7 protein-coding genes are annotated in these 12,387 nt (G+C 45.3%); 4 read left to right on the forward strand and 3 right to left on the reverse strand.

Features of this window, described 5'->3' with window-relative positions; genetic code table 11:
• Nucleotides 1-68: 68 nt before the first annotated feature.
• The gene (locus tag AC5JP1_RS04040; protein WP_493843234.1) at nucleotides 69-1,037 is read right to left on the reverse strand and encodes an OmpA family protein; all 969 of its coding nucleotides are present in this window, start codon (nucleotides 1,035-1,037) and stop codon (nucleotides 69-71) included.
• Between the two features lie 504 nt (nucleotides 1,038-1,541).
• Here AC5JP1_RS04040 and AC5JP1_RS04045 point away from each other — a divergent pair.
• Complete coding sequence (locus AC5JP1_RS04045; RefSeq protein ID WP_493843235.1) at nucleotides 1,542-3,833, forward strand: TonB-dependent receptor; 2,292 nt, start codon at nucleotides 1,542-1,544, stop codon at nucleotides 3,831-3,833.
• Nucleotides 3,834-3,916: 83 nt separating this feature from the next.
• Nucleotides 3,917-5,683 (forward strand): cyclic peptide export ABC transporter, encoded by a 1,767-nt coding sequence (locus AC5JP1_RS04050; protein ID WP_493843236.1) that lies wholly within the window; start codon nucleotides 3,917-3,919, stop codon nucleotides 5,681-5,683.
• A 101-nt stretch (nucleotides 5,684-5,784) separates the two neighbouring features.
• Here AC5JP1_RS04050 and AC5JP1_RS04055 read toward each other — a convergent pair whose 3' ends face one another.
• Nucleotides 5,785-7,278: a PepSY-associated TM helix domain-containing protein gene (locus AC5JP1_RS04055; protein ID WP_493843237.1), complete on the reverse strand. Its 1,494-nt coding sequence runs from the start codon at nucleotides 7,276-7,278 to the stop codon at nucleotides 5,785-5,787.
• A gap of 368 nt (nucleotides 7,279-7,646) precedes the next feature.
• Here AC5JP1_RS04055 and AC5JP1_RS04060 point away from each other — a divergent pair, with 368 nt between their 5' ends.
• Both AC5JP1_RS04060 and AC5JP1_RS04065 read left to right on the forward strand, forming a co-directional pair.
• The gene (locus AC5JP1_RS04060) at nucleotides 7,647-9,896 is read left to right on the forward strand and encodes a TonB-dependent siderophore receptor (protein ID WP_493843238.1); all 2,250 of its coding nucleotides are present in this window, start codon (nucleotides 7,647-7,649) and stop codon (nucleotides 9,894-9,896) included.
• Nucleotides 9,897-10,101: 205 nt separating this feature from the next.
• Nucleotides 10,102-10,845: a siderophore-interacting protein gene (locus tag AC5JP1_RS04065; RefSeq protein WP_493843239.1), complete on the forward strand. Its 744-nt coding sequence runs from the start codon at nucleotides 10,102-10,104 to the stop codon at nucleotides 10,843-10,845.
• Nucleotides 10,846-10,913: 68 nt separating this feature from the next.
• On the opposite strand, the gene AC5JP1_RS04070 is transcribed toward AC5JP1_RS04065, so the two are convergent.
• Entirely contained in the window at nucleotides 10,914-12,317 is a 1,404-nt protein-coding gene (locus tag AC5JP1_RS04070) for a Na+/H+ antiporter NhaC family protein (RefSeq protein ID WP_493843240.1), read from the reverse strand.
• Between the last annotated feature and the right edge of the window lie 70 nt (nucleotides 12,318-12,387).

A 12,387-nucleotide genomic window follows, 5' to 3' on the forward strand; every position in this document is an offset into this window, starting at 1 on the left:
TAAATGCTTTGTTGCCGCTTGAAATACTTTTATGATGCGGCTTTATTTATAATATAAATATACTTGTATCAATTACCCACGCGTTCTTCGACCACAGCGACAACACGGCGGTTAAGCTGACGGCCAGCAGCTGTATCGTTGGTAGCTCTAGGCTGTAGTTCACCATAACCGATAGCGTTGAGACGTTCAGGATCGATACCAAACTGAGTAATCAATACTTCTTTTACGGCATCTACGCGTCGTTGTGATAGTGATTGATTATAGCGCTCGCTTGCCCGACTATCGGTATGTCCCTCGATAGTAACCATAGTATTTGGGTATTGAGCCATGAATTCTGCGACTTCAGATATTTTAGAATAGTATTCAGGCTGTACTACAGATTTGTCCGTTTCAAACAGCACTTCAAGTTCGATGGTCACTTTTTCAGCCAATACTGGTACTACTGGCAAAGTCTCAGGTATCGGCGCTATAACTGCTGTCGGTACTGCGCAGTTGGGTACCACTCGGCTAATTTGATGAGTTTGATAACGTTTGGTTTCTAGTAATGGTAAAGCACTATCACTCGTTATTTGTTCCAGTGTGCTTTTGCCAGAAGCATCCATGTCAACATAGAAAAAGTATGTTTGTCCACCATCAAGTTTATAGTCTGTCTTATCTGCTAATAAATCATTGTCTTTAAAACCAGTAGCATGAGCACTTAACTGATTGCTACCAACGCAAGAGTTAACGGCCGTATAATTGCCAGGGTGTAAGCTCACCTGATATCTATTATTAACAGAAATATTGGCACTGGTTTGTTCTAGGTCATCATCACTTTTACGAATAAACACCAGTCTCGTTTCATTAGCATTGACTTCTTTTGCTAGCACATCACGAAAATCCATGTCGACTTGATTATTCCACATGACGTTATTCACTCTACGACTGTCACCTTCATTATCAATACCACTGTTGCCTGTGACAGCACAGCCAGAAATACCAAGTAGAATAGTAGGTAAAACAATAGTAGCCATAGCTTTCTTTAGTACTTTTTCCATGATGATTTCCTGATTAATAATTTTTGGGTAGGTATTTAAGTCTTACTTTAACTTCAGTTGTTGCACAAATCATGCCATGTGTTTGTGTGATGAAAACCTTTAAATATACGCAAGCTGCAAAATATTCGCGGTTCATTATCTGACATAGACGATACAAATAAAAGAAACTAACTGGTTGTTGTGTACTCTTATGGTAAGTCAATCACTGTGTCATCAACACTACAAAACGGATCTTATGCATTTAGACTGAGCCGCATTCACTGATACTTAGCAATTGGCAATTTACTAAGGTTTTAGCGCCAAAACTATACTATTCCATTCCAATGCATAGCTAACTTCCCACAAACTACAGCCTGCTTATGATTGGTGACTTTCTCAAACCCCAATGATAAAAGACCCTACCCTACAACCTAAAAGTATATTTAGCATTAATGCCGTAATAATATTGATAACGAAAATGATTATCATTACAATAGACGCTTAACATACTTGCTGGAAAACCCAATGCAACTGTCTCGCTTATATTCTGCTTTATCTCGCATCAATACTGTAAAAACATCTCGCCACACGCGATCATCAAGCGCGCGGCACTCAGCCTATCTGTCTACATCAATACTATTATTAGGCGCAAGTCATGCAGCATGGGCGCAGACAGATATAAACACTGATTCTTCGTCTGTCTCTCCCAGTGTAGTGCTTGATACCATCGTCGTCACCAGTAGCGCCGATGCGTCAGCATCTGGACTACCGAGCGCTTATGAGGGCGGACAAGTCGCAACCGGTAGCCGTGTTGGACTCTTGGGTAATCAAGATATTATGGATACTCCTTTCTCCACCACCTCATACACCAATGAATACATCACCAACCAGCAAGCACAAAGCGTAGGCGATCTACTCAAAAAAGACCCAACCGTGCGTGTCGCTAGAGGTTATGGTAATTTCCAAGAAGCGTACTTTATACGCGGCTTTGTGACGACCTCAGATGACACCATGTTCAATGGTCTATACGGTATTCTACCAAGACAATACATCGCAACTGAACTGTTCGAGCGCGTTGAGGTTCAACGCGGAGCATCAGCGATGTTAAATGGTGCTGCACCTAGCGGTAATAATGCGGGCGGTACTATCAACCTGTTACCTAAACGGGCTGACAATGAGCCTCTGCGCGAGATAACGGTTGGCTATGGTCAAGGTGATCAAGGTAAAGTCGCACTAGATGTCAGTGATCGCTTTGGTACGGATGACGCCATTGGTGTGCGCTTCAATGCCGCCTATCAAGATGGTGACAGCGCTATCGATGATGAATCCTCAACTTTAGGACTAGCAGCGCTTGGTTTGGATTACAGATCCGACAAGTACCGTTTATCCGCCGATCTTGGTTGGCAAGATAATAAGCTCAATGAGACGCGTACCAATGTCACGTTAGATGGTGTCACAGATGTGCCAAAAGCGCCAAAAGGTACGAAAAACTGGGCACAGCCTTGGACCTACTCTAACGAGGAAGACATCTTTGGCACCATTAGAGGTGAGTATGACTTTAATGACAGCATCACAGGCTACGGTGCCTATGGTATTCGAAGCAGTGACGAGTCCAACTCCTTAGCAAACCTCACCGTCACGGATGCCGACGGCACAGGCACGACTTATCGCTTCGATAATACTCGTGAAGATCTGGTGCAAAGTGCCCAGCTTGGACTACGGGGTAAGTGGCAAACAGGTAAGATTGATCACAATTGGGTACTAGCCGCTGATCTTTATGATCAAGAAGAAAAAGGCGCTTACGCTTTTGACTTTGGTAACCAACTCGCGACCAACCTCTATAATCCTATTGATTATGCTAATAACGCGTGGTCAAGTGCTGCTATTTTTGGTGGTGATCTAGATAATCCCAAACGTACGTCTGAGACCGAGCTACAGAGCGTTGCGCTCGCTGACACGCTCTCATTTTTTGATGACAAGCTAAAGACTACGGTAGGCGTGCGTCATCAGAATATAAAAACGACAAGCTATGACTATAACACTCAATCTCAACTGTCTGCATATGATGAGAGTAAATGGTCCCCAAGCATAGGCATTGTCTATCAGCCGACGCTAGATTGGTCTATTTATAGCAACTATATTGAAAGCTTAGCCAAAGGGGCTACAGCACCATTGAATGATAGCGATGGTAATGCTTTAACTAATGCCGGGCAAAACTTAGACCCTTATGTCAGCAAACAAACTGAAGTGGGCGTTAAATATGACAATGGCATGATTGGCAGCAGTCTAGCATTATTCAGTACTGATGAGCCGCGTGCCTATATCAATGACACCAGTACGTTTGTCGAAGCGGGTGAAAACCGTCACCAAGGTGCTGAGTTGACGGTCTTTGGTAGTCCAAGTGAAAACATGCGTCTCAATGCTGGTGTCAGCTACTTAAGTGCTAAGCAAAGAGACACGGGCAATGACGCGCTAAATGGCAACAGAGTCATCGGCATTCCTACGCTTCAAAGCAACGTCAACCTAGAGTATGATTTAGCCGCAGTTGAAGGGTTAACGTTAACGGGCGATATTATCCACACAGGGGCACGTTACGCAGATGCTGCCAATACTTTAAAAGTTGACGGCTATACGACCTTAGATTTAGGGGCTCGCTATCGCACGACGCTTGGCGGACAAGATGTCACCCTCAAAGGCATAGTCACCAATGTCACGGATGAAGATTATTGGCAATCAGTCGGTGGTCTGCCAGGTTATGGTTACTTAAATGCTGGCGAACCCACTGCATTAAAAGTATCCGCAACGTTCGATTTCTAGACATCATTGAGTTCCATAGAAGGGACTAGGCGCGACCTACTCCCTTTTCTGCTATCAAAAATTTATACTATTACTGAGTCATTATGTCTTCTCGTGCCAGCACTTCTTTGTATCATATGATTTGGGCACAGTATCGCTCGCCCTTTTTAAAAGTCATCTTACTTAACTTAATCAATGCTGCCGTTAGTGTCGGTATTATTGCTTATATCAATCACACCTTTATCAGTCAGCCTGTATTCAATACCTTATCGTGGGCAAGTTTAGGGCAATTTGTACTACTGGTACTATTATTATTGATGACCACCTTTATATCGCAATATGCACTGACATGCTTGGGGCACAAATTCGTCTATGAGCTCAGAACCAAACTGGTCAAGCAAATCATCGATACTACGGTTCCTCAAATCGATAATCTAGGTAGCGCACGGCTACTCGCCAGTCTGTCCGCAGATATTCAGTCCATTACCGTCGCTTTCGTGCGTATGCCGGAGTTGGTACAAGGCGTTATTTTGGCTGTTGGTGTTGGGTTTTATCTGGGCTGGCTCTCGCTACCACTATTACTGATCGTGATGTTTTGGATTGCGATGACGATTTGGATCAGCACTATCTTGGTCAAGCATGTGTATCATCATCTAAGAGCCATTAGAGAGATTAACGATGCGCTGTATCAAGACTATCAGTCAATCATCGATGGTCGTAAAGAGCTGGCACTCAACCATCACCGCGCCGAACAACTATACACGCATGACTTTTTAGAACACGCGGCAGCTTATAAAGAACGAGTGATCAAGTCTGACACTTATCATTTATCCGCTGTGAACTGGTCTAATATTATGATGTTTGCCGCGATTGGTGTGGTATTTGCGGTGGCCAATTACCTGGGTATCTCGATGGGTATCGCCACTACCTTTTCTTTGACCATCCTATTTATGCAGTCACCACTGCTCCATGCTGTCGGTGCCTATCCAACCCTACAAACAGCTCAAGTTGCCCTAGACAAAATACAATCACTAGCGTTAGCTGAGCACCAGCCTACATTTCAAACAAGTGGTACTAGCCAGCATTGGCAGACCATCTCGCTAACTGATGTAAACTATCGATACCATGTTTCTAGTAACGGTGTTTCCAGTAACGGTCTTCCTAGTGACAGTACCTCGAACAATACCGCTTTCAATGACAGCGAGGGTGACCATACCACTGGCAACGTTACTAGCAATATCTTAAAAGATGTTAATCTGACGCTCAAACGAGGCGACGTGGTGTTCCTTATTGGGGCTAACGGAAGTGGGAAATCCACACTTGCCAAGATTATTACGGGTATCTTTACCCCTACCACAGGCGCAGTGCAGATCGATACACAACGCGTTGAGCCACAGAACAATGCTGACTATAGACAGCTATATTCTGCTATCTTTAGCGATCAGCATCTATTTAAGCAACTGATTGGTCAGCAAGGACAGCAGCCAGATGAGTCTCTGGTAAGTGCGTGGCTGCATAAGTTGAACTTACAAGACAAAGTCAGCGTGACTGACAATCAATTGTCTACAGACAAGCTGTCACAAGGACAACGTAAACGCTTGGCTATGCTCATCACGGTCGCTGAACAAAAAGATATCTTACTACTCGATGAGTGGGCGGCTGACCAAGATCCTGCGTTTCGCCGCGTGTTCTACCAGACACTGATACCTGAACTAAAAGCATTGGGCAAAACGCTGTTTATCATCAGCCACGATGATGGTTACTTTGAGCACGCTGATCGGTTACTGCTCATGAAAGAAGGTCGCCTCACTGAGCTCAATGCTGAAGAAAGACAACGCGCTAGTAAGGACGCCATTGCTATGTTGTCATAAAGACCATCTCGGTACAGAGCCAACTCAAACAATAGAAAAAAGCGGGGCGTCTCTTAACAAGATGCCCCGCTTTTTCAAATAAGAATAACTTTTTGAGCCATTTATTTTAATAATCTGTGCAACAACCCAACACGAGAAATCACTAAAAAGTCTAATAGCACAATCACCACAATCGCAATAATAGCGGTTGGGAATATGATCGCCACTATTAATAAAGGAATGGCGAGCGGCCACCACACTGTAAAGTGCTGCCCACGTGCTGGCGGGTTTAACCCACTGCTCTGACTAGCATGACGCGGGCGACGTTGCCACCACATGACATAACCGCTGACACAGATAGCGATTACTGCAAGGCAAAATAGCACGTTGGCAAGTACACTCCACCATCCAAGCGTACCCATATGCAGCGCAATACCAGCCGCCATAAATTTACCAAAAGCATTATAATCATCGAAACGTATATCCGCCAAGATATTGCCCGAATAGCGGTCGATATGTACCGTACGGTCTGCTGTTGGACTTTTCATATCATAGCTCATTGAATCTTGGCTAATGGTCCAGACGCCTGTACTGCCTTGTGGTAGGTTTAGTTGATAGCGCCCTACAAACCCCATCTCACGAGCGAACCGATCTACCGTATCTATCATAATCGGTATATTGGGAGCGATACCATTTTCACCCATAGTTGTGCCTGATGCTGGCATCGGCGTCAGTTCAAGCACCCAAGGTACTTCTTTAGTGCTTCCTGAGTTTAAGGCGCTACCATGTGTAGGCACGTCAGACGCGGCTGCACCATGTACATGTGGTGCTGCAGCAGATTCCTGCATGGTGCTATGTTGGCTATGATCGATGGATACTGGTACTGGTGCCACACCCCACTTACCCGCAGGAAACTGGCTCCATGCTTGCACGACTCTCTCGCCCCATACGCCTGCCCACGCCATTCCTGAAATACAAAAAAACAGCAGTAATATAGAGACCCAACTGCCGAGCGTGGCATGAATGGTACGCATAAAAGACCGTTTTTTCTTGTTGGTTGCCGTATCGTTAGGTATTAACATCGCTTTGACGGACTTGCGTTTTTGCCACCAGAGGTACCAGCCAGACAATATCATCAATATAGTCAAGGACGCCGCGGTCTCTAGGAGGTAATCACCAACTTTTCCAATCAACAAATCACTGTGAATATCATTAAAGGTGCTATATAGCCCGCTATTAGACGGTGTACTTTGGACGATATCAGCCGTATAGGGATTGACCGCCACCATGTTGCTGTGTTCGTCTGATTTTATCTGAAACAAGGCGACCGTATCTGTATCGCGAGGCGCGATATACTTAACCAGTGTGCTATTGGGCAAAGTGCTCAGCGCGTTTTTGGCTTGGATAGAAACAGGTGCTTGGCTGGTCAACTCTGGTATAGCCACGGTGAGACCATCATCATCACGGCCTGCAGTGTTGGACATGAACAGCATACCAAGTGCAGTGATGGCCAAAACAATCAAAAAAGGAGCCGCGAATATCCCAGCATAAAAGTGCCAACGCCATACCGTAAAGTAGCGTTGGTTGTTCGTGGGTTTCGGCATAGGTTCGTTCATAAATATGGCCTTTAGCGCTTTTTAGTCACTGATAAACAAGAGCGCTCTATCAGTAGTTGCCCTTAACAATGCCTACTGGTTTACTTAAGCCCAAATAGACGCCTGCATCATACGAGAAAAGCCATATAAACGCTATTACTTGTAGCAGCAATTATCGATAAGTTACGCCTTTTAGCGGATAGGCGGTACCTACTAGCGTTGATGATGATAACTACTGGTCATGCGCAGGCTATAGACACAGCACCATCTCGCTTAATATCCCTCTAAAACCTTTTTATTTGTAAATTTTAATGATAATGATTATCGTTAATGTTATTATTCCTTTTCTTCTATTTCTGATACTCAATAACACCTTACAAGGAAACATGATGCGTTCTGTCTCAACGTCCAAATTCATTCGCCAAAAACGTTTAACCTTAGCCGTCCAACTGGGACTAGCAATGGGTCTGAGCCATTCAGCCTATGCTGAGAACACCCCAAACAGTATCGAAAACAATACGGCTGACAGTATTGAAAATAACGTGATTGAGACAAGCGTAGAAAATTCTGTTGATATTAATAAAGTGGGCAATGACACAGCGCCATCGACTACCTTAGACGCTATTACCGTCTATTCAGATGGCTATCGCAGTACCGGTACCAAAACTGCATTGGACCCAGACGATGCCCCAATGAGCTATACCAGAATCGATCAAGACTTATTACAAAAACGACAAGCAGATAGCGTTAATGCGGCTCTACGTTATGAGCCAGGCGTGAGCACTGAAAGCCGTGGCACAGTATCGATATTTGATGAGTACAACATCCGCGGGTTCAAAACTTACTCTAATTTTTATGATGGACTGAGACTACCCTACGATGGCGCTTGGAACCTTATGCCGCAAGTCGACGTCTATGCTACAGAGGCAGTAGAAGTTATCAAAGGACCAGCATCCTCGCTTTATGGCTACGCAGCACCTGGAGGTATGGTCAACCAAATAGCCAAGACACCCAAAAGCACACAAGAAAATGAAGTACAGCTGCGATTCGGTAATCAAAACCTAAAGGAAGTCGCCGTCGATAGTACAGGCCCTATCACAGACACGCTGAACTACCGGCTAGTGGCGCTAAAACGTCAAAAAGACGGTCAAATGCAAACCACAGAAGAAGAGCGATTGCTGATTAACCCGTCGCTTGAATGGCAAGCGACCGACGATGTCTCAATACTTGCCAACTTGTTTTATCAAGATGATCCAGAGATGGTGCCCTCTACCCCGCTCCCTGCTATCGGTACGGTCTACAAAGCAAGCTATGGCAAATTGGACAGTGACGCCTATGCAGGTGATGAATGGAATAAATTTAGCAAAGAAGTCTTTATGCCAAGTGTCACCGTGAACTGGGATATCAATGATCAGTTGACCTTTAAACACATCACGCGCTATACCGATGCTGAGGCGCAGCAGCGCAATATGTACAATAGAGGGTTTGTAGAAGGTAGTGACACGATTCTCAATCGCGTCGCCTATACCACTGATGAGAACATGAATAACTGGACCACAGACAATCAACTGGCCTATACATTTGATACTGGCAACACCTCACATAACTTATTGTTTGGTGCTGAATATCAAGAGACAGACAGCAGCGCGATTTACTATGATGCTGGTGCAAATGGCACGCCAAATCTTGACTTGTCTAATCCAGACTTTTCACAAATAAATACGGCTACGCTACCGCTGGATACCTATCGTCAGACACAAGATATCGAACAAAGCCAGCTTGGATTCTATGTGCAAGACGAAATGAAGTGGCAAGATTTAACCGTTGTCGCTGGACTACGTCACGACAACTTTGAGAGTACGACTAAGCAAACCGACGCCTCTCAAGGTGCAGTTTATAATAACGAGACGTTTGGTAATGACGCGTCCGAAACCAGCGGCCGTTTTGCTGCAATTTATGATTTTGACAATGGACTCTCCCCATTTGTCAGCTATTCAGAGTCGTTCCAGCCTGTGGTTGGTAGCAACTTTATTACCAATGAACCCTTTGACCCTAGCACTGCTGATCAGCTCGAAGCTGGGGTGAAGTACTTGTCTCCAGACCGTGCGACCAAAGGAACGCTAGCCGTATTCGATATCACACAGCAAAATGTCGTCGTCACCAATCCCGCTGACTATCGACAGAAAGTTCAGACGGGTGAGATTGAATCACAAGGGTTTGAGATATCAGGTAGCCGCATGCTTAATGACTGGGTAGACGTGGCTGCAAGCTACAGCTATACCGATGCTGAGATTACCGAAGATGAGTTCAATCCAGATGTGGTCGGCAACACTCCTGCCCAAACGGCGAAGCACAAAGCCACGCTATGGGCAGACTACTATGCGACAGACAAACTGACTCTAAATGCTGGCGTTCGCTATGAAGATGGCATGCAGATCGATAAGCAAAACTCAGACGAGCTCCCAAGCGTGACGTTGGTCGATATTGGTGGTAGTTATCAGATTAACCCTATGCTCGCGCTGGGTGCTAGTATCAATAATCTGTTTGACAAGACTTACGTCGGCGCTTGTTACGATACCGAGAACTGCTGGATGGGACCTGAACGCCAAATGTCCGTTAGCTTAAAAGCCAATTTTTAAACCTTATGAGCTCAGTTATCGTTAGAATGGTGTTTGGCAGTCGACCATTCTAGCGATGTGTTTTTAAGACAGTATAGATTTTTAAGACAATAGACTATCAAAGCAGTGCTCTTGCCTTATAAACTATCAAACGAACGTACATAATAGTTTGAGCACCAATGTTATACGCGAAAAGCTACACGCGCTAAAAGAAGGAAGATAATATATGGCAAAACCAACCCCTAGATTACTTGATGTTATTGGTAGCAGATACCTCACCCCAAACATGTGCCGTGTCACGCTTGGTGGCACAGGACTGACTGATTTTCCAGTGGATCAAGAAAGCGCTTATATCAAACTGATGTTTCCTCAAGGCGAGGAAAAGCCAGTGGTACGTACCTACACCGTCAGCGTTCAGCGCGATGATGAGATAGACGTAGATTTTGCCTTACATGAGGCTGCAGGCCCTGCATCGACGTGGGCACGCAACACTCAAGCTGGTGATCAAGTACTAGTAGGCGGACCCGGACCCAAAAAACTCATCAACAATGACGCCGATTGGTTTTTGTTAGTCGGTGATATGACGGCGCTACCAGCAATCACGGTCAATCTGGCACAATTACCCACTGATGCACGTGGTTATGCCGTGCTTGAAGTGACGACTGAGGCAGACCAGCAATCACTTAAAAAACCAGATAACGTCGAGATTCATTGGGTAATTAACGCGCATCCGAATGCAGATAGCAGCCCTTTGCTTGACTCGGTCAAATCATTGACTTGGCTTGAGGGACAGCCTGCAGCTTGGGCGGCTTGTGAGTTCCATAGCATGCGCGCACTGCGCCAGTATTTTAAAATGGAGCGCGACATACCAAAGACGCATTTATATGTGTCTAGCTACTGGAAAGTCGACAGCACAGAGGATCAGCATAAAGTGGTGAAAAGTCAGGATGCCCAAACGGCAGAGCAATAACTACAGATTTTAAATTCAAAAAAGGCGTGACTCATGTGAGCCACGCCTTGTTTATAGATTATTGCCTATCATGCCTCAATCACCTTCCCCTCTTTCACCCGACTAATCGTCAGCCCCGTAAAGCCAAACAGCAGTGTTAATAGTAATGACAAATAACAGAAGAACGCATACGGCAAGTAATCCAACACTGGCACCTCTAACGCCTGACTGATAAATACCCCGCAGACACTCCAAGGCACCAGTGGATTGATCACCGTTCCTGCATCCTCAATCGTCCGAGACAAATTCTTCGGATGTAAGTGCAGGCGCTCAAACGTCGACCGAAACGCCGTACCGGATAATAAAATACTCAAATACTGCTCACCGATTAATACATTGATACTGAGCGCCGACATCGCTGCGGCAAATATCGCCCGTCCTGATGTCGTGAGGGTATTCTTAATACCAGACAGTAGTGCAGGCAGAATACCTAATGCCGTTAGTAACCCACCTAAGCTTAGTGCCAGTATCACGATCGCTTGGGTAAAGAACATACTCTGTACACCGCCACGCGACAGCATACCGCCAACTTCCCCTAGCTCTAATGACTCAGCAGGAGTATAGCCGGCAAACAGATAACCACCCAACTGTCCAAAGCTGGGTGAGCTGTGCACATAGGTAATAATCAGTGCTGCTGCAATCGTACAGATAATTGTATAAATCGCATTGACCCGAAACAGTGCCAATCCTACCAATACCACAAATGGCAGTACCGAATACCCATGTACTAAACCACTGTCTATCAGCTGACCTTGTAATATAGTCACTTGACTCAGATCAGCGCTGGTTGTCTGTCCTGAGAACATCCAAAACAATATCACCGTCAGTATCCATGCTGGTACTGTCGTATACATCATATTGCGAATGTGCTCAAACAGGTCGATACCCACTACTGAGGACGCAATGGTACAAGTATCAGACAATGGCGACATCTTATCACCGAAGAACGCGCCTGATACTACCGCACCCGCTGCTATCGCCACATTGGCATCAAACGCATTACTCATACCAATAAATGCCACGCCCAAAGTAGCCGCAGTCGTTAAACTACTACCTAGGGCAATACCGATAATAGAGGTTAAGACAAAGGCAGAGATATAGTAGTACTCAGGTGAGATAAGCTGAAAGCCTACATACATCAAAGTAGGAATCGCTCCTGACATCATGAGAGCCGCCACCATAAGACCAATAAAGAAGAATAGGTAGATGGCACCGATACCGCGCATGACCCCTGAGGCCATTTGCGCTTGCATGTCGTCAAAGCTGAGACCTTTGGTCATACCAATAGCCAGCAATACGCAGATGGCAAGAATAAGAGAAAGATGCGGTACCCAGCCAAAGCCGATCATGGTGATACCCATGATCGCGATGACGATGGCGGATATAATAAAGGCGAGCTTGGCGCTGATCTCGGTGAGCGGTTTTGGTGGCATGACACATCCTTAAAATGCCAGTAGATACTGGCATTAGAGTGGGTTTGAATTTGGGAGTGTTAATTTTATA

The sequence above is a fragment of the Psychrobacter sp. H29 genome (genome assembly GCF_059073055.1).

Bases quoted from the DNA above. Each gene is read 5' to 3' on its own strand.
- AC5JP1_RS04055 (WP_493843237.1), bottom strand. From the start codon at position 7,278: ATGAACGAACCTATGCCGAAACCCACGAACAACCAACGCTACTTTACG.
- AC5JP1_RS04050 (WP_493843236.1), top strand. From the start codon at position 3,917: ATGTCTTCTCGTGCCAGCACTTCTTTGTATCATATGATTTGGGCACAG.
- AC5JP1_RS04070 (WP_493843240.1), bottom strand. From the start codon at position 12,317: ATGCCACCAAAACCGCTCACCGAGATCAGCGCCAAGCTCGCCTTTATT.
- AC5JP1_RS04045 (WP_493843235.1), top strand. From the start codon at position 1,542: ATGCAACTGTCTCGCTTATATTCTGCTTTATCTCGCATCAATACTGTA.
- AC5JP1_RS04060 (WP_493843238.1), top strand. From the start codon at position 7,647: ATGCGTTCTGTCTCAACGTCCAAATTCATTCGCCAAAAACGTTTAACC.
- AC5JP1_RS04040 (WP_493843234.1), bottom strand. From the start codon at position 1,037: ATGGAAAAAGTACTAAAGAAAGCTATGGCTACTATTGTTTTACCTACT.
- AC5JP1_RS04065 (WP_493843239.1), top strand. From the start codon at position 10,102: ATGGCAAAACCAACCCCTAGATTACTTGATGTTATTGGTAGCAGATAC.